General features: G+C 62.2%; 18 protein-coding genes and 1 pseudogene. 9 read left to right on the top strand and 10 right to left on the bottom strand.

The annotated features are described in order from the left end of the window. Window positions 1-15: 15 nt before the first annotated feature. The 6 genes and pseudogenes from ALTER154_RS10045 to ALTER154_RS10025 form a co-directional block, all read right to left on the bottom strand. Window positions 16-1,266, bottom strand: a complete 1,251-nt coding sequence (locus ALTER154_RS10045) for a heme biosynthesis HemY N-terminal domain-containing protein (protein WP_160086693.1) — start codon at window positions 1,264-1,266, stop codon at window positions 16-18. Further along, window positions 1,263-2,468 (bottom strand): uroporphyrinogen-III C-methyltransferase, encoded by a 1,206-nt coding sequence (locus ALTER154_RS21010; RefSeq protein ID WP_256665699.1) that lies wholly within the window; start codon window positions 2,466-2,468, stop codon window positions 1,263-1,265. Before ALTER154_RS21010 ends, ALTER154_RS10045 begins: the two co-directional genes overlap by 4 nt. Window positions 2,469-2,501: 33 nt before the next feature. Continuing rightward, window positions 2,502-3,242: pseudogene (locus tag ALTER154_RS21005) on the bottom strand (uroporphyrinogen-III synthase); the annotation flags it as partial. An 11-nt stretch (window positions 3,243-3,253) separates the two neighbouring features. Continuing rightward, entirely contained in the window at window positions 3,254-4,192 is a 939-nt protein-coding gene (hemC, locus tag ALTER154_RS10035) for a hydroxymethylbilane synthase (RefSeq protein WP_160086689.1), read from the bottom strand. A gap of 92 nt (window positions 4,193-4,284) precedes the next feature. Next, a complete protein-coding gene (locus tag ALTER154_RS10030) occupies window positions 4,285-5,031 on the bottom strand; it encodes a LytTR family DNA-binding domain-containing protein (protein WP_090254627.1) in 747 nt (248 codons plus the stop codon). Then, the gene (locus tag ALTER154_RS10025; protein ID WP_090254625.1) at window positions 5,028-6,110 is read right to left on the bottom strand and encodes a sensor histidine kinase; all 1,083 of its coding nucleotides are present in this window, start codon (window positions 6,108-6,110) and stop codon (window positions 5,028-5,030) included. Before ALTER154_RS10025 ends, ALTER154_RS10030 begins: the two co-directional genes overlap by 4 nt. Before the next feature lie 254 nt (window positions 6,111-6,364). On the opposite strand from ALTER154_RS10025, the gene argH reads away from it, so the two are divergent. The 5 genes from argH (at window position 6,365) to ALTER154_RS10000 (ending at window position 12,609) form a co-directional block, all read left to right on the top strand. After that, the gene (gene argH / locus ALTER154_RS10020; RefSeq protein WP_160086687.1) at window positions 6,365-7,759 is read left to right on the top strand and encodes an argininosuccinate lyase; all 1,395 of its coding nucleotides are present in this window, start codon (window positions 6,365-6,367) and stop codon (window positions 7,757-7,759) included. A 202-nt stretch (window positions 7,760-7,961) separates the two neighbouring features. Then, the gene (locus ALTER154_RS10015; RefSeq protein WP_160086685.1) at window positions 7,962-8,726 is read left to right on the top strand and encodes an endo alpha-1,4 polygalactosaminidase; all 765 of its coding nucleotides are present in this window, start codon (window positions 7,962-7,964) and stop codon (window positions 8,724-8,726) included. A 160-nt stretch (window positions 8,727-8,886) separates the two neighbouring features. Next, on the top strand, window positions 8,887-9,156 hold the full coding sequence (locus ALTER154_RS10010) for a hypothetical protein (RefSeq protein ID WP_160086683.1): 270 nt from the start codon (window positions 8,887-8,889) through the stop codon (window positions 9,154-9,156). A 176-nt stretch (window positions 9,157-9,332) separates the two neighbouring features. Beyond that, the gene (locus ALTER154_RS10005) at window positions 9,333-9,578 is read left to right on the top strand and encodes a TIGR02647 family protein (protein WP_090254617.1); all 246 of its coding nucleotides are present in this window, start codon (window positions 9,333-9,335) and stop codon (window positions 9,576-9,578) included. Window positions 9,579-9,753: 175 nt separating this feature from the next. Then, window positions 9,754-12,609, top strand: coding sequence for a class I adenylate cyclase (locus ALTER154_RS10000; protein ID WP_160086681.1), 2,856 nt, complete (start codon window positions 9,754-9,756; stop codon window positions 12,607-12,609). Window positions 12,610-12,618: 9 nt separating this feature from the next. On the opposite strand, the gene rnk is transcribed toward ALTER154_RS10000, so the two are convergent. From rnk to ALTER154_RS09980, 4 genes are all read right to left on the bottom strand, one after another. After that, window positions 12,619-13,029 (bottom strand): nucleoside diphosphate kinase regulator, encoded by a 411-nt coding sequence (rnk, locus tag ALTER154_RS09995; RefSeq protein WP_090254613.1) that lies wholly within the window; start codon window positions 13,027-13,029, stop codon window positions 12,619-12,621. Between the two features lie 118 nt (window positions 13,030-13,147). Next, window positions 13,148-13,354, bottom strand: a complete 207-nt coding sequence (locus tag ALTER154_RS09990) for a DUF1289 domain-containing protein (RefSeq protein ID WP_160086679.1) — start codon at window positions 13,352-13,354, stop codon at window positions 13,148-13,150. After that, complete coding sequence (gene cyaY / locus ALTER154_RS09985; RefSeq protein WP_090254611.1) at window positions 13,335-13,667, bottom strand: iron donor protein CyaY; 333 nt, start codon at window positions 13,665-13,667, stop codon at window positions 13,335-13,337. The genes ALTER154_RS09990 and cyaY overlap by 20 nt, the downstream gene beginning before the upstream one ends. 52 nt (window positions 13,668-13,719) lie before the next feature. Beyond that, complete coding sequence (locus tag ALTER154_RS09980; protein WP_160086677.1) at window positions 13,720-14,760, bottom strand: AraC family transcriptional regulator; 1,041 nt, start codon at window positions 14,758-14,760, stop codon at window positions 13,720-13,722. Window positions 14,761-15,018: 258 nt separating this feature from the next. Here ALTER154_RS09980 and ALTER154_RS09975 point away from each other — a divergent pair, with 258 nt between their 5' ends. From ALTER154_RS09975 to ALTER154_RS09960, 4 genes are read left to right on the top strand one after another with little or no spacing between them, the layout of a single operon-like run. Further along, on the top strand, window positions 15,019-15,144 hold the full coding sequence (locus ALTER154_RS09975) for a lipoprotein (protein WP_090254607.1): 126 nt from the start codon (window positions 15,019-15,021) through the stop codon (window positions 15,142-15,144). A gap of 9 nt (window positions 15,145-15,153) precedes the next feature. Then, window positions 15,154-16,401, top strand: coding sequence for a diaminopimelate decarboxylase (gene lysA, locus ALTER154_RS09970; RefSeq protein WP_160086675.1), 1,248 nt, complete (start codon window positions 15,154-15,156; stop codon window positions 16,399-16,401). 5 nt (window positions 16,402-16,406) lie between these two features. Further along, window positions 16,407-17,237, top strand: coding sequence for a diaminopimelate epimerase (gene dapF / locus ALTER154_RS09965; RefSeq protein WP_160086673.1), 831 nt, complete (start codon window positions 16,407-16,409; stop codon window positions 17,235-17,237). Then, entirely contained in the window at window positions 17,234-17,932 is a 699-nt protein-coding gene (locus ALTER154_RS09960) for a DUF484 family protein (RefSeq protein ID WP_160086671.1), read from the top strand. Before dapF ends, ALTER154_RS09960 begins: the two co-directional genes overlap by 4 nt. The last annotated feature ends 12 nt before the right edge of the window (window positions 17,933-17,944 follow it).

The following is a 17,944-nucleotide window of genomic DNA, read 5'->3' as shown; positions in this document are numbered from 1 at the left end:
TCGAGCAACAGTTATTCAGTTTTCAACGGACAAGGCCGGCGTGCACAAACGTGCGTCGAGCAAGCGCAGGCCTTCCTGATACAGGCTATTGCTGCGCTCCAGCTCACCCAGTTGCGCCAATAGACGAGCCAACTCGGCACATGTTTCCGGGTGACGCTGAAAGGCCAGACTGGTTTCCAGATAATCCTTGGCCTTGCCCCATAATTGACTGTGCAGGCACAACCGCCCCAACGTCAGCAACAACCCGGCATCCTGCGGGTGTTGCTTCAGCCATGCTTCGGCGGCTTGCAGCTGCTTGCCCAAGTCACTGCCTCGAAGCAAGCCGTACAGGCGCACCAGAGCGGTGTCGTAGTGCTGTTTCAAGTAAGGGCGCAGCAGCGCTTCAGCCTCAGCTTCCGCACCCAACAGGCGCAGTTGCTCGGCGTAAACCGCCAGCAGTTCGGGCTCCTGATGCTGTGCGGTTGGCATGGCCTGCCATGCGTGCTGCAACGCCAGCAGTGCGGCAGGCGCCTCGCCATCAGCCGTCTGCGCAGCTTGCAACAAGCGGCCACGCCAGGCCTGACGCTCAAGCTCGCTCAACTCGGCATTGCCAAGAGCTTTTTCCTTGCGCAACTCTGGCAGCAGGCCGAGCAACGCTGACCAATCGCCCGCCTGCAGATACAGCTGCTGCAGCTGACGCAAGACTAGGTGATGGTGCGGATGACGCGAGCGCATGGCCTGCAGGGTGTCCAGCGCATCCGCCGTCTGGCCGCGCGCCAGCTGTAATTCGGCGTGCTGCAGCGCAATCGCCAGCTCAGCCTGGGGCTGGCGATTGAGCGCCTGCTCCAACAAGTCATCGCTGTCACTGTGATGCCCCAGCTGATGCGCGGCCTGCGCGGCGCCGAGGTAGTAGCTCAACGGTTGCGGCGAGTCGTTGGCCGCCTGTTTAAGATGACGCAAAGCACGTGCCCAGCGACCTTCGGCAAGATCGAGAAAGCCCTGCTCGGACGCCAGCCGCACGCGACGACGTTTATGCAGGCGTGACCACGGGTTGAGCAGGCCCCCCGATGTCACCAGCAACCTCACGCTCAATCGCAGCAGATAAACCAGCAGCCAGAGCGCCAGCACCAGAGCGACAAATGCCCACAGGCTGGACTCATATCGAAAGCCCTGGAAAGCAATCAGCACATAACCCTTGTGCTCAGCCAGCGGCAAACCGAACAACACCAGGCTGGCGACGCCGGCAACCAGCGCCAGGATCAGCAACAACCAATAGAAGCGCTTCATTGCAGCGCCTCCTGCAGTTGCGCCTCAACATCTTCGGTGGCTGCAGCGGCAGGCTCAGCTTCGACCTGCTGCTGACTGCGCGCGGCCTGCTTGGCCTGGAGATAGGCTTGCACGGCATTCAGCGTCTGGCTGAGGTCCGGCGGCGTCACTGCAATCGGGCGCTCGGCTAATTCATCAATGCGCGCACGCAGAGCGCGGCTGTTGGGGTTGTCCACATCGAAGTGCGCGTCCAGCACCTCACGCGCCTGCTGCAGGGCTTGCCGGTACACCGCCGTCTGACCGTGCAGTGCGCCCCACTGCGCCTGCTCCAGCGCCAGACTAAGGGCCAGACGCACCTGGGTCAGGCTCTGCCCGGCGAGTACGGGCCGAATATTACGGTCGGCGTTGAAATCGATACGGAAGTATTCCGACAAGGTCTGCAGGCCGCGCTGCCACCATTGCGGCTCCATGACACCTTCGTCAGCCAGCTCGCTGAGCACACCGCCCTCACCGCTGAAACTCGGGGCCAGGGCATTGAGTTGTGCCACCTGATCGCGCAGGGCGCCCAGTTGCAGAAACAGCCCGGTACGATCTGGGTTGGCGGTCGAGCGCAGCGCTTGCAGGCTCTTGGCTAATTGCTCGCGGGCAGCAAATGCGGCGGGATCATCCTGTTCGTGGAGGATTTCATCGGCAGCCTGCACCAGCGCGGTGGCGCTGTTTATATCCTGCAACGCGGACAGGCGCAGGCTGGCCAGGCGCAGCAGATGCTCGGCCTCGGCCAGGCGCCAATCCTGCCGGCTGGCACCCAGCACGGTTTCCAAGCGCTGGTTGAGCAGCTGCTGGTCGCCCTGCAGCTGTGCCAGCAGGCGGCGACGGGTTTCCAGCTCCTCGACACTGGGCAGCTGATCGAGGCGAGCCTCTAATTGCTTACCCGTCTGCGCCAGGCTTTGCGCTTCACTGCGCGCGTCCTGCAACTGGCCTTGCTGTTGTTGCTCGCGAGCGTCCAGCGCCTGCAACTGCCAAAGCCCCCAACCGCCTGCACCGGCACCGGCCGCCGCAACCAGTAAAGCCAGCAGTGCCAGGCCGTTGCCACGCGAAGCGGGTTTGCCCGCAACCGCTGTGGGTGTAACGGGTTTCGCCGCAGCCTGCACAGGCTCGGACGGTTGTTGGTTCACATCGTGATCCTGCGGGGCTTGCTCTTTCGGAGTAGTTGCTTCGCTCACGTATCCATCCTTTGCGTCAGAGATCGGGGCAGGTTGCGCCTGCAAGGCTGCCAGCAACGCCGCGGCACTCGCGCCGCGGCAGTCCACAACAAATTGTGCACCTGCCGCACGGGCCATTTCGGCCACTCGCGGGCTGGGTACAAACAAGGGTAGCTGGGCCAGCTCGGCCCAAGCTTCAGCGGCCAGCTCGCGCAAATGCACAAAGCCCTGCCCACTGCTGACCACCAGCGCGTTCAGGCGTTCAGCCTGAATGCGTTCGGCGAGCGCAGCCGGCGGGTAATCCGGCAGCACCCGGCGATACAGTGGCAGATAGTCCACCTGCACGCCTTGGCCGCGCAAGCGCTCGGCCAGTAACTCTCGGCCACCCTCGCCACGCAGGATCAAAACCCGTGGACTGGCGGTCGCCGTCAACGCCTGCTGCAGTTGCGGCAAAGCGAGCAGCGCCTCGCTGTCATCGGCCTGCTCTGGATAGTGCACCTGCAAGCCATGCTCGCGGAGAACTTGCGCAGTGGCTGCACCGACGCTGAACCAGGGCTGCTCGACAGACACTGGCGTTTGGTAGCGATCCAACAGATCAAGCGCCAGCCGCGCCGCCGGCTTGCTCACCACGATCACCGCGCTATAGCGCTGCAGATCGGCAAGCGTGACGCGCTGCTCGGCACTCTCGCTCAGCACCTCGATGGCCAACAACGGCAAGCTGCTGCTGTAGATGCCCTGCTCAGCCAAGGTTGCCGCCAGCGCGGCCGACTCCTGGGCCGGACGCGTCAGCAGCACACGCCAACCCGTCACTCGGCAGCGGCCTCGCCGTAAACAGCTTGCAGAATGGCCGCAGCACCCTGGGCCAACAGGGCTTCAGCCACCTGCACACCCAGCTGTTCGGCTTGCGCTAGCGGGGCACGGTTTTCCGCCCGCAGCAGCAAACCGCCATCCGGCTGACCGACCAGGCCGCGCAACCACAGCTGCTCGCCCTCGAGCACCGCGTAGCAGGCGATTGGCACTTGGCAGCCGCCATTCAGGTGCTTGTTCAAGGCGCGCTCGGCGGTCACCCGCAGCGCGGTATCACGGTGATGCAGAGGCGCCAGCAGGGCATGGATCTCACTGTCGGCCTTGCGGCATTCGATACCTACCGCGCCCTGACCACCCGCTGGCAAGCTGTCTTCAGCGCTGATCGAGGAACGGATGCGCGCTTCGAACCCCAGGCGAATCAGGCCGGCTGCGGCCAGGATAATGGCGTCGTACTCGCCAGCATCCAGCTTGGCCAGACGGGTGTTGACGTTGCCGCGCAGGAACTGGATTTTCAGATCCGGCCGGCGCGCCAGCAGCTGGGCCTGACGGCGCAGACTGGAGGTGCCGACCACGCTGCCTGCGGGCAAGGCATCGAGGCTGGCATAGGTGTTGGAAACGAAGGCATCGCGCGGATCTTCACGCTCGCAGATGCAGTACAGGCCCAGGCCTTCGGGGAAGTCCATCGGCACATCCTTCATCGAATGCACAGCGATGTCGGCCTGGTTCTCCAGCATCGCGGTTTCCAGCTCTTTGACAAACAAGCCCTTGCCGCCAATTTTCGCCAGCGGCGCGTCGAGCAGCTTGTCGCCACGGCTGACCATGGGCACCAGGCTGACCTTGAGGCCAGGATGCGCCTGTTCCAGGCGAGCTTTGACGTGTTCAGCCTGCCACAGGGCCAGGGCACTTTTACGGGTGGCGATGCGGATTTCGCGAGACATGGGCAATTCCAGAAAACGAACTGCCGGGGATAATAACAGGCTGGCCCAGATCAGGCCTGCGACCCGGAGTCATCCGGATCGCCTGATCAGCCTCAGAGGTTGTGCATCAACTTGCGCACCCCGGCCACGTGCCGGCGGCTGACAATCAGCGCTTCCTCGTTCATACCCTTGAGGAACAGCTGGAAATGCCCAAGCGGCGTGCGTTGCAGACGTTCAATGCGCTCACGAGCAACCAGCGCATTGCGGTGAATGCGCACAAAGCGATCACCAAACTCGTCTTCCAAGGCTTTCAGCGGCTCATCCAGCAGCACTTCGCCGCCTGCATGACGCAGGGTTACGTATTTATGGTCGGCAATAAAGTAGATCACCTGATCCAGCGGAATCAGCTCAATGCCTTTGCGGGTGCGTGCACTGATATGGCTGCGCGGGCCGCCACCGCTGTCTACTGCAGGACGGGTCAGGGCGGCGAGCTGCACACGGTTGGGCCGCTCGGCTTTCTTCAGTGCTTCGCTGAGGCTTTCGGCGCGCACCGGTTTGACCAGATAGCCCACGGCGCTGACCTGGAAGGCCTCGAGGGCAAATTCATCATGAGCAGTGCAGAAAATCACGGCTGGCGGCGCTTCGCGCTCACACAGCCTGGCCGCCACCTGCAGGCCATCCAAGCCCGGCATGCGGATATCCAGCAACACCACATCCGGCCTCAGGCTGTCGATCAGGCTCAGGGCCTCCTCGCCGTTGCTGGCTGCGGGTTCAAGCACGCGATAGCCATCGAGTTCGCCCACCATGCGGCTTAGGCGCTCTCGGGCCAAGGGTTCATCATCGACAATCAGGACATTCATAATGCACGGGCTTCCTGCTTGGGTCTCGCACAAGGATAGCGTAGACAAGTGAAGTGGCGTCCGTCACGGCGCTCTACGCTGAGACTGGCCCGCGGCCCGAAAAGTGCCACCAGCCGCGCATCGATATTGGTCAGCGCCTGATGGGTACCGCGCGACGGCGGCTCCTCGCCTATTTGTTCGTATGGATTGCTCACGCACAGCTGGAATACCCCATCGTGATAACTTGCTTCGACCCGCACCAGACCGCCCTCAATGCGCGGCTGAATGCCGTAGATCAAGGCGTTTTCCAGTAAAGGCTGCAACGTCAGTTGTGGAATGGGCAGATCGTCCGGCACATCAACAATCTCCCACTGCAACTGTAGACGCTCGCCGAGCCGATAGCGCTCAATCGATAAATATCGTTGCGCCAGCTCCAGCTCTTCGCGCCAGGGCACCAGGCTGCCGGGCTTGGCCAGGCTGGCGCGGAACAGGTCGGAGAGATCCAGCACCGCCTGCTCGGCCTTGTAGGGGTCGACCACCACCAGGCTGGCAATGCTGTTCAGGCTGTTGAACAGAAAGTGCGGGCGGATGCGCGCCTGCAGCGACTCGATGCGCGCGCGCAACTCGGCCTGCTCCTGCTTGCGCCACTGGCTCTGCAGGTAGAAATAGCGCAGCAGCAACGCCGACATGATCAGACTGATCAAGGCATGGCGCAGATACAGATTGACCTCACCGGCGCGCGGCAGCGGCCCGCCCAGCTCGTAATAGTCCGCCACGGCAGTACAGATCAGACTCAGGGTGACCACAATCGCACAGCACAAGGCACCGGCTGTGGCTGCCGGCATGCGCGCCATCAACGGGCGCAGGCGGCACAGCACGGCAGCCGAGAGCAGCACGATCCATTGCACAAACAGCGACGTCAGCGCCAGGCGCACCCAATCGAAGCCCGGCAGCATCGGCTCGGACAACACCAGCACCAGCACCAGCAACTCGGCCAACAGCACCATGCTCAGCAGGGCTTCTGGCTGGCAAAGCTCGGGTACGAAGAAGTCATCGACCAGTGGTGGTTGTTTTTCTGATAAAGCGCTTTTTATTTTCATCGCCGCAGTTTCCGCGTGACCCGCCCCAGCAGCAAGATAGACAGCTGCGACCGGGCAAAATAAAGCACCGAAATGCGCCCGCCGCGATAAAACTGTGAACGGCGCAACATTGCTCTAGTGCAGCCTAGCTGCGCCCACCGACAAAGCGACGCGGCGAATTTGCCGGCCAGCCTGTTATTATCGGCGCACTTTTCCGTCTTGCCGGCCGCCCCAGCGCGGCCAGCCCGTTTTAGCGCACCAGCCGAGCGAAGCCCATGAGCACTGAAAAAACCAACCAATCCTGGGGCGGCCGCTTCAGCGAGCCCGTCGATGCCTTTGTTGCCCGCTTTACCGCCTCCGTCGAATTCGACAAGCGCCTGTATCGCCACGACATCATGGGTTCCATCGCCCACGCCACCATGCTGGCCAAGGTCGGCGTACTGAATGATGCCGAGCGCGACGCCATCGTCGACGGTCTAACGCAGATTCAGGGCGAGATCGAAGCCGGCCAGTTCGACTGGCGCGTCGACCTGGAAGATGTGCACATGAACATCGAAGCGCGCCTGACCGACCGCATCGGCGTCACCGGCAAGAAGCTGCACACCGGCCGTAGCCGCAACGACCAGGTGGCTACCGATATCCGCCTGTGGCTGCGCGACGAGATCGACCTGATCCTGGCCGAGATCACCCGCCTGCAGCAGGGCTTGCTGGAACAGGCCGAGCGTGAAGCCGAGACCATCATGCCGGGCTTCACCCACCTGCAAACCGCTCAGCCGGTGACCTTCGGCCACCACCTGCTGGCCTGGTTCGAGATGCTTAGTCGCGATTACGAGCGTTTGGTGGATTGCCGCAAGCGCACCAACCGCATGCCGCTGGGCTCGGCGGCGCTGGCCGGCACGACTTACCCGATTCAGCGCGAAGTCACTGCTCAGTTGCTGGGTTTCGACGCCGTTGGCGGCAACTCGCTGGATGGCGTGTCGGATCGCGACTTCGCCATTGAATTCTGCGCCGCCGCCTCGATTGCCATGATGCACCTGTCGCGCTTCTCCGAAGAGCTGGTGCTGTGGACGTCTGCGCAGTTCCAGTTCATCGACCTGCCGGATCGCTTCTGCACCGGCAGCTCGATCATGCCGCAAAAGAAAAACCCAGACGTCCCCGAGCTGGTTCGCGGCAAGAGCGGCCGTGTATTCGGCGCGTTGATGGGCCTGCTGACCCTGATGAAAGGTCAGCCGCTGGCCTACAACAAGGACAACCAGGAAGACAAAGAACCGCTGTTCGACGCCGCCGACACCTTGCGCGACTCGCTGCGCGCCTTTGCCGACATGATCCCGGCGATCAAGCCCAAGCATGCAATCATGCGTGAAGCGGCGCTGCGCGGCTTCTCCACCGCCACTGATCTGGCCGACTACCTGGTGCGCAAGGGTCTGCCGTTCCGCGATTGCCACGAAATCGTCGGTCATGCGGTGAAGTACGGTGTCGAGTCCGGCAAGGATCTGGCCGAGATGAGCCTGGAAGAACTGCGCCAGTTCAGCGAACAGATCGAACAGGACGTGTTTGCCGTGCTGACCCTGGAAGGCTCGGTCAATGCTCGCGACCATATCGGCGGCACCGCACCGAATCAGGTAAGAGCAGCGGTGGCGCGCGGCCAGGCCCTACTCGCCTTGCGCTAAACCCTACGGGCGCGACCCCGTCGCGCCCTTATTCGCTGCCGGCATAAGACCTGAACTGACAATGCCAAAAAAACAGCGTCAATTTGCAAACAGCCCTGCAAAATGCGAACAAACCCGCCGCCAGCCGCTGGCGTACTCTTTCCTGCAGGCCAAATACTTTCCTCCACGCCGCCAGACACTCGTCTGCGCACTGGAGAAAGCCATGAAAATCTTCCAACGCCTACTCGCAAGCATCGGCACGCTCACCCTCGCCGCCTGTGTCAGCGCTACACCCATCGTTATTCCCAGCCAGGCAAGCTGGCACTGGCAACTCAGTGGCAAACTGAAAACCCCCGAGCGCCAGGTCTACGACATTGACCTGTTCGACACCTCAACGACCACCATCACCAACCTGAAAGGCCAGGGCCGTATCGTGGTCTGCTATTTCAGCGCGGGTAGCTGGGAAGACTGGCGCAGTGATGCCGCCCAATACCCTAAAGAAGCACTGGGTGCACAACTGGACGGCTGGCCGGGCGAACGCTGGCTGGATATCCGCCACCCCGCTGTTCGCACACTCATGGCCAAACGCATACGTTTGGCGGCCGAAAAAGGTTGTGATGCTGTCGAACCGGACAATGTGGACGGCTACAGCAACGGCAATGGCCTGGGGTTGAGTGAGGCAAACCAGATCGACTACAACCGCTGGTTAAGCCAGCAAGCGCATGAGCATAACCTGGCAATTGCATTGAAAAATGCAGTCGAGTTGATCCCCGCCCTGGTCGATGACTTTGACTTTGCCCTCAACGAAAGTTGCTATGCCTACAAGGAGTGCGAGGCGTACCGTTTATTCAGGCAGCAGGGCAAAGCTGTTTTCATCGCGGAATACCGCTCTTACAACAGCAACATGTGCAGCAAAGCTTCCGCCTCTGGTTACCAATTGCAGTTTTTCAAGCGCGCCTTGAACGCCGTGGGCTCACCCTGCAAGTAATAGTCCCACGCGAAAAACGGAGTACCGACAGCTAGCGTTGCACTCCCGTATGCGGTGATCACACGATCACCGCAACCCACCCCACTGACTGTGCCTGCACCCGGTCACTCGCCTTTACGCCCACACATGGCACACTGTAGGCCCCACCAAGGAGCCGCGCATGAGCGAGCAAGAAGACGAAGATTTTGCCCAGGACACCCTGATCCAGGCCATCGAAAACCAGCTGGAAGCCGGCGAACCGGCCTTCGTCCAGGCTGTGTTGAACAAGCTGAGTCTGGTCGGTTACGAGCGAGACGAGATTATCGAGCTGATGGCCCTGGTGCTGGCTGATGAAATCGACGTCATGCTGCGCGATGACCGCCCCTTCGATCTCGCCCGCTATGAGCAAGGCCTGCGCGCCCTACCCAAGTTGCCCGAACAGGCACCGTAATCAGCGCCGAAAAATTTACCCCACAGCACGCCAACTTCTGGCAGCATCAGGTCACAGCAGACTGCCTGGCGCTTCACTACACTGCTTCGCAGGCTGCCTGTTGTTTCAGCCGATTTACCGCAGCGGGTGCTGCAGCCGCCGGCCGCAGCTCACTAAAACAAGAAGCTGGAGTACTTATGGCCTTTACCCCTGAACTGATTGCCGAACTGGAAATCCTCGCGCTGTTTAACCTGGGCACCACTCAGGAAGGAATCAAGGTTCACCACACTGCCACCCCCTCGGCGATTGCCGCTGCCCAACGCCTGCATGACAAAGGCCTGATCAACCAGCCAGACGGCGGTTATCTGACCAGCCTGGGGCTCGACGCCGCCGAACACGCGCAAGTTCTGCTGACCATTCTCAATGTGACTGAAGCGGCCTAAGAAGCACCTGAAAACCTCGTCCACCAGCCCAAGCGAAACTGCTTCTAAGACAACCCAGCCTGCGTCGCAACGGCTTTCTCAAGCTGCCCGTGACGCAGGCGATAACCCTGTATCCGCCGCCGTCCGCCAGCCGCCTGGCCAGGCATGATCACGCACCGCCCTGCAGAGCCTGAGCATGAGCCGTACCGAGGAAATTCGCCCAGACATTGAAGACGGTATCGACCGCAAGGTACTGACGCAGCTGCGTGCGCGCTTCCTCAAACTCAACCAAGGCCGCCTGCAACGCGCCATGCAGGCGCTGTCGACGCGCCAGCAACTGGTGCTGAAGCTGTTACCACTGCTGTTCCACGTCAATCACCCGTTGCTGCCGGGCTACGTTTCCGGCCTGACCCCAGCCGGCCTCAGCGGCTTTGAACCGGATGACGAACTGTTGTCCGAGGCGCAGCGCTTGACCCGCTCGTTCGCCTACAAGCCCTACCGCGGCAAACAGACACTGCCAATCCACGGCCTATTTTTGATGGGCAGTCTGGGCACCGTGGCTCAGGCTGAGCAAAGCGACATGGACCTGTGGGTATGCCACGCCAGCGACCTGAGCCAGCAACAGCTGCATGAGTTGAACAAGAAGTGCGCGCTACTGGAAAGCTGGGCGGCCACCTTCGGCGCCGAAGCGCATTTCTTCCTGATTGATCCCGCGCGTTTCACCCAAGGCGAACGCGAGGCGCAACTGACCTCGGACGACTGCGGCACCACCCAGCATTACTTGCTGCTGGATGAGTTCTACCGCACCGCCATCTGGCTCGGCGGGCGCACGCCGCTGTGGTGGCTGGTGCCGGTGTATGAAGAGCAGCGCTATCAGCACTACACCAGTACCCTGCTGGCCAAACGCTTTATCCGCGCCGAGGACGTGCTCGACCTCGGCCACCTAGCGCGCATCCCGCCGGAAGAATTTATCGGCGCCGGCATGTGGCAATTGTTCAAGGGCATCGAGTCGCCGTACAAATCGGTGCTCAAGCTGCTGCTGACTGAGGTTTACGCCAGTGAACACCCCAAGGTCGAATGCCTGTCGCTGCGCTTCAAGCAGGCGGTATTCGCCAATCGCCTGGATGTCGATGAGCTAGACCCCTATATCGTGGTGTACCGGCGCCTAGAGGAATACCTCAAGGCCCGTGGCGAGCATGAGCGCCTGGAGCTGATCCGCCGCTGTCTGTACCTCAAGGTCGACAAGAAGCTCAGCCGCCCACCGCGCAACAACCGCAAAAGCTGGCAACGCCTGCTGCTGGAGCGCCTGACCCGCGACTGGAACTGGGACAGCCGCCAACTGGCGATGCTCGACAGCCGCAGCCAGTGGAAGGTGCGCCAGGTCAGCGCCGAGCGGCGCATGCTGGTCAACGAGCTGACCTACAGCTACCGCTTTCTCTCCGAGTTCGCCCGCAGCGAACACGCCGGCAGCTCGCTCAACAGCCGCGACCTGGGCATCCTCGGCCGCCGCCTGTATGCCGCCTTCGAGCGCAAGGCCGGCAAGATCGAATTTATCAACCCGGGCATCGCCCCGGACCTCGCCGAAGACACCCTGACCCTGGCGCAGAACCCCAGCCCGGACGAGCCCAATGAAACGCTTTGGGCGCTCTACAGCGGCAGCGTCAACGCGCAGGACCTGGAAGACTTTTCACCGCTCAAACGCTCGCGCGAGCTGGTTGAACTGCTCGCCTGGTGCCAACGCAATGGGGTGATCGACAACAGCACACGGCTGTCCTTGCACCCAGGCTCCAGCGACCTGACCGAGTACGAGCTGTCCAACCTGCTCAACAGCTTGCAGCAGGTGGTGCCACTGCCCTTGCCGGCCGTTGACGAGGCGGCACTACTGAGCGCCAGCGTACCCGGCGAGGTGCTGCTGCTGGTCAACGTTGGCGTCGACCCGCTCAGGCAGTTCAGCCAGATGAACATGCACATGACCACCGAGCGCACCGATGCACTGGGCTACTCTGGGGTGCGCGAGAACCTGATTCTGACCATCGACCAGGTCACGCTGAACAGCTGGAATGAGCTGCTGGTGACCCGCTATGACGGTCCGCACGCACTGCTCGACTGCCTGCGCGACTTCCTCAACGCCCTGCCCGCCCGGGGTAGGAAGCCGAACCTTCGCGTACGCTGTTTCTGCCGCAACCGCGCCACAGCGATTGCCGAGCGGGTGGAAGAGCTGTTCCGCGAAACCCTGGGTAGCTTCAGCAGCGATCAGGCCAACCGCTACCTGCTGCAGATCAAACAGCAGTATCACCTGCTCGAATTGAAGCCTGGCCATGTCAGCCACACCAGCCTGAAAGACCTACCCAGCCTGATCGAGCACTTGGGTGAGGAGCTGCCCGGCTACAGCGAACTGCACCTGGACCGCAGCGCCCTGGAAGGGGAAGACCTGGCGCTGATTTTGCCCGTGGGTCGGCCGCAGTGCATTCAAGTGTTCTACCGGTTGAATGAAGCCAGCGCCACGGCTGAGCTGAGCGTACTCGATGAACACAACGCCCTGTGGCGCCAGCAGATGCCGTTCCGCGATGAACAGAGCCTGCTGACCCCGCTGCAACGTTTTCTGCAATCGGTGCTGTACCGGCGCAACGCCTTGCTGCCGCTGGATAACCTGCCGGCGCATCAGCCGCTGGAGGTGCTGTATTACCAGGTGCTACCGGACGCACCTTTGCGCGCCCAGCGCCTGGAGCGCCGACCGCCGCCACTGTCACCGATCAGCCACCCGTTCTATGACGTACAGGCCATCGTCGAGCCTGGCGATGGCAAGCGCTCACACGTCAGCCTGTACTGTAATCACCGCGAATTTTCCGAGCTGGAGTACGCTGGCGACCTATACGCCGCCGTGGCCCAGCACATCCTCGCGCAGCGCCGCGATGGTGCGCGCTACCCCTGCTACATCACCGACCTTGATCTGTCGGCAGTGCTGGGCGAAGGGCACATGCAGAGCGTGCATTACCTGCGCTACAAGAGCCGCCTGGAGGCGGCGCTGAATCAAGCCCTGCAAAAGGCCTGACCGGCCTACTCAAGCACGGCTGTACTCACCCGCCGCTTCCGGCTGATATTCCACCGCCAGCAGGGTCAGCTTGAGTACTTTGCCGCCGGGCGCGGCCCAGTCGATATGCTGACCCACGGACAGCCCCAGCAGGGCCGTGCCGACCGGCGCCAGCACCGACACACAGCCTTCGCCGCCGGCGTCCTGCGGATAGACCAGGGTCAGGTGGTAATCCTTGCCGCTGCTTTCCTCACGGCAATGCACCCGCGAATTCATGGTCACCACCCCGGCCGGCACCTCGTCGTGGCCAACCACATCGGCGCGGTCCAGTTCGGCCTGCAACGCGATGGCACTGGGGCCGAAGTCGTCCAGGCTGTCGAGCAGATGCTCCAAGCGCTGCAGGTCAAGACGGGTGATGGTGAGCGAAGGTGCGCTGGTCATGGTGCGGGTATGTCCCCTTTACGGATCGTGAAAAAAGCAAAACCCCATCACTAAGACGGGGTTTTGCAAGGCTTGGGCTGACCGTACCACAGCTAGTCAAATAAACAAGACCGCCCGGTCAAGGTGCCGCGCTACGCTGTTGCAAGCGCGCTTCAGCAGCCGCGCAGATGCTGCGTTTGCCCGCTATATCGGCTTTGCCCCAGTCGAGAATCTCCTGCAGCGAACGGCCACAGCCCAGGCATATATCCTGATCATCCAGACAACACTGGCGGCGGCAGGGCGAGGCGACCTCCTGGCCCGCGCCGTCAGAGCTCTTCGAACTCAAGGTCGGCACCGGATTGTTCCAGGGTGATACGCGCCAGCATTTCGCCCAGCTGCTCGTCGCTGCTGTCGCAGATCCAGCGCTCGCTGGCCTGGTCGTAATCGAAGTGGAAGCCGCCCGAACGCGCCGCCAGCCACAGCTGACGCAGCGGCTCCTGACGACTGAAGATCAGCTGAGTGCCGTTTTCAAAACGCACAGTCAGCACCCCGGCGGAGTTTTCCAGGTCGAGGTCCAGGTCGCTGTCATCGAAGATATCTTCCACCGCCTGCTGGGTGGCATCGACCAGATCGTGAAAGCGGGCTTCGGTCAAACTCATTGCGACTTACCTCAAAAAATTCAGCGACTGCAAAAGTCTTGGGCTGCGGTGATTAATGTTCTTTCAAGCTACGGCGATATTCGCCTGGGCTTTGCCCGGTCCAACGGCGAAACGCGCGGGCCAGTGAACCGGGCTCGCTGAAACCGACCAGGAAGGCGATTTCTGCCAGTTCGAGCGCCGGGTCGCGCAGGTAATGCAACACCAGTTGCTGACGGGTTTCATCCACCAACTGATTGAAGGATAACCCGGCTTCGCGCAAACGCCGCTGCAGGGTACGCGGACTAAGCGCCAAACGCGCGGCGATTTGCTGCAGATCGGCGCCCACTTCCGGCAGCTGGCGGGACAATTCCAGGCGCGCGCGGTCGAGCACGCTATGGCCCTGCTGAATCTCGCCAAGCAGGCGATCAGCATAGGCATCGAGCGTCAGGCGCACCTGCGCATCGGCCTGACCGAGGGGCGTGGCGAGCAGGCGTTTGGGGAATACCAGGGCGTTATCGGCCTGATCGAACAGCACCGGACAACGGAAGATCCGTTGATATTCGGAGGCATCCACCGGGGCCGAATGCTGGAAGCGTACCTCGGTCGGAGGAATATCCAGGCCGCTGATCCAGTGGCCGAAGGTTACCCAACCGGCCAGAGTTTCCTCGCTGAGCTGACGCTTCTGCTGCGGCAGCAACGGCTGCCAGCTATGCGCCACCTGCGGCTCCAGCCCTGCACGCGGCGGCTCATCGGCAAGATCAACCTGGCCCAGGTTACCGACCAGCGCGGCATAGCGCGCTTGGCGATGCAACGCGTCGGCGAGGGTCGCGCAGCTCATGATCAGATAACCCAAAACGCCGTAATAACCGGGACGCACCGCCTCACCCAAATGCAGGCCCAGCTGCTCATCGCCGGTCAACCGCACGCCATGGCCGAGCAGCTCTAGATAAGTGCTGGCGGCAATGCGCTGATCTCGCTGAGCAAGAATCTGCGGGCTGAGCTGCACTCGTTCCAGCAGCTCTGCGCTGTCGACACCCTGGCGCGTCAGGTAATCGAGCAAACCTTGCAGGTAGGCAACGGAAACCGAGCTGCTCGTGGGTACGGGGTTGTCCATCCAGTCTCCTGATCGCTGGCGATGGGTGCAAAGCGAGGGTCTGTTCCCGTTTCGTTCGCGGCCGCGCTAAAACTAGCCCGGCCCTTCGGGTTGCGCGAAAAATCTCGCCAGGCAACGCGGCTCGTGACGAAATGGGAACAGACCCTAGCGCCAAAGATACAGGCAAAGCCCCGCCCGACGGGAACCCCGGCGCATAGGCAAGGCGCCGGGGGGTCGGTATACTCCGGCGCAATCATGCTTTATTACAAGGATTCCACCATGAAGCGGTTATTTACTGCCTTTATCGCGATGCTTGCCGTCAGCGCCCTGCTCGCTGGCTGCGGCCAGAAAGGCCCGCTGTACCTGCCGGAAGAAAGCCAGCCAGCGCCTGCGCAAACCGAATAAGGACAGCTTATGAACGCCTTCAACTACCGCGACGGTGCGCTGTTCGCGGAAGGCGTGGCGTTGTCCGCCATCGCCCAACGCTTCGGTACGCCGACCTACGTTTACTCGCGTGCGCACATCGAAGCGCAGTACCGCGCCTATGCCGATGCCCTGCAGGGCATGCCGCATCTGGTGTGCTTTGCGGTTAAAGCCAACTCCAATATCGGCGTGCTGAATGTCCTGGCGCGCCTAGGTGCCGGTTTCGACATCGTCTCCCGTGGCGAGCTGGAACGCGTACTGAGCGCCGGTGGCGAGCCGAGCAAGATCGTCTTCTCTGGCGTTGGCAAGAGCCGCGATGACATGCGCCGCGCCCTGGAAGTTGGCGTGCACTGCTTCAACGTCGAGTCCACTGACGAGCTGGAGCGCCTGCAACTGGTGGCCGCCGAGTTGGGCAAGACTGCGGCGATCTCGCTGCGGGTCAACCCGGACGTCGACGCCGGCACCCACCCGTATATCTCCACGGGCCTTAAAGAAAACAAATTCGGCATCGATATCGAGCAGGCTCCGGCCGTTTATGCCCGCGCCGCTGCGCTGCCGAACCTGCAGGTGGTTGGTGTCGATTGCCATATCGGCTCGCAGCTGACCACGTTGCCACCGTTTCTCGATGCCCTCGACCGTCTGCTCGCGCTGATCGATCAGCTCGCAGCTGACGGCATCCGCATCAAGCACCTGGACCTGGGCGGCGGTCTCGGCGTGCAATACCGCGACGAGCAGCCGCCACTGGCCGGCGATTACATCAAGGCCGTGCGCGAACGCATTGCTGGCCGCGACCTGGCCCTGGTGTTCGAGCCGGGCCGCTCGATCGTCGCCAACGCTGGCGTGCTGCTGACCCAGGTCGAGTACCTCAAGCACACTGAGCACAAGGACTTCGCCATCGTCGATGCGGCGATGAACGACCTGATCCGCCCGGCCCTGTACCAGGCCTGGATGGACGTGGTCGCAGTTCAGCCGCGCGACAGTGCGCCGCGCAACTATGACATCGTCGGGCCGATCTGCGAGACCGGCGACTTCCTTGCCAAGGATCGCCAGCTAGCCCTGGCCGAAGGTGACCTGCTGGCTGTGCGCTCGGCCGGTGCCTACGGTTTTGTCATGAGCTCCAACTACAACACCCGCGGCCGCGCCGCCGAGGTGATGGTGGATGGTGATCAAGCCTTCGAAGTGCGTCGCCGTGAGACGCTCAGCGAACTCTTTGCGGGCGAAAGCCGCCTGCCGGAGTAGTGGCGATGTTATTGCGCTTTACCAAGATGCACGGCCTCGGCAATGACTTTATGGTCCTCGACCTGGTCAGCCAGCACGCGCATATCCAGCCGAAGAACGCCAAGCAGTGGGGCGACCGCCACACCGGCGTAGGTTTCGATCAGCTGCTGCTGGTCGAGCCACCGAGTAACCCGGACGTGGATTTCCGCTACCGCATCTTCAATGCCGACGGTTCGGAAGTGGAGCAGTGCGGTAACGGTGCGCGCTGCTTCGCCCGCTTCGTGCTGGACAAGCGCCTGACGGTGAAGAAGCAGATGCGCGTGGAAACCAAGGGCGGCATCATCGAACTGGACGTGCGCAACGACGGGCAGATCAGCGTCAACATGGGCGCACCGCGCCTGGTGCCAGCCGAGATCCCGTTCCAGGCCGAACAGCAAGCACTGAGCTACAGCTTGGCCGTCGATGGTCAGACCGTTGAGCTGGCTGCCGTATCCATGGGCAACCCGCATGCCGTGCTGCGCGTCGACAACGTCGACAACGCACCAGTGCACAGCCTGGGGGCAAAACTCGAACACCATTCGCGCTTTCCGCAGCGGGTGAACGTCGGTTTCCTGCAAGTGGTCGACCGCCAACGCGCCAAGCTACGCGTCTGGGAACGTGGCGCCGGGGAAACCCAGGCCTGCGGTACCGGCGCCTGCGCTGCGGCAGTGGCGGCAATCAGCCAGGGCTGGATGGACTCACCGGTGCAGATCGAACTGCCCGGCGGCAAACTGAGCATCGAGTGGGCAGGTCCTGGCCAGCCCGTTATGATGACCGGACCCGCAGTACGTGTGTACGAAGGACAGGTTCGCCTATGACCGACAAGCAGGATTCACCCAAGCCATTGGATTCGGAAACGGTTGCCGCTTATCTGCGTCTGCATCCGGAATTCTTTATCGACCACGACGAGTTGATCCCCGAGCTGCGCATTCCGCACCAGCGCGGCGATACCGTATCGTTGGTCGAGCGCCAGGTGAAACTGCTGCGCGAGCGCAATATCGAAATGCGCCACCGCCTCTCGCAACTGATGGACGTGGCCCGCGACAACGATCGTTTGTTCGACAAGACCCGCCGCCTGGTGCTCGACCTACTCGACGCCAGTAGCCTGGAAGAAGTGGTCAGTTGCGTCGAAGACAGCCTGCGCCGCGAGTTTCAGGTGCCTTTTGTCAGCTTGATTCTGTTCAGTGATACGCCCATACCGGTCGGCCGTTCAGTCAGCAGCGCTGAAGCGCATCAAGCCATCGGCGGCCTGCTGGCTGGTGGCAAAACCATTTGTGGCGTGCTGCGCGAGCATGAACTGAACTTCCTGTTCGGCAACGAAGACGGTGCCCAGGTGGGCTCAGCGGCGGTGGTCAGCATCAGCCATCAGGGCCTGCATGGCGTGCTGGCGATTGGCAGCGCCGATCCGCAGCATTACAAAAGCTCGCTGGGCACGCTGTTCCTCGGTTACATCGCCGAAGTACTGGCACGCGTCGCTCCAGGCTTTGCCACACCTTTGCGCTCGGTGCGCTAGCGCTAAACATTG

The sequence above is a fragment of the Pseudomonas sp. 9AZ genome (assembly GCF_902506525.1).
Classification (GTDB): Bacteria; Pseudomonadota; Gammaproteobacteria; order Pseudomonadales; family Pseudomonadaceae; genus Aquipseudomonas; species Aquipseudomonas peli.
Note: the sequence above shows the minus strand (reverse complement) of the source record. Positions and strands in the feature narration are given on the sequence as shown.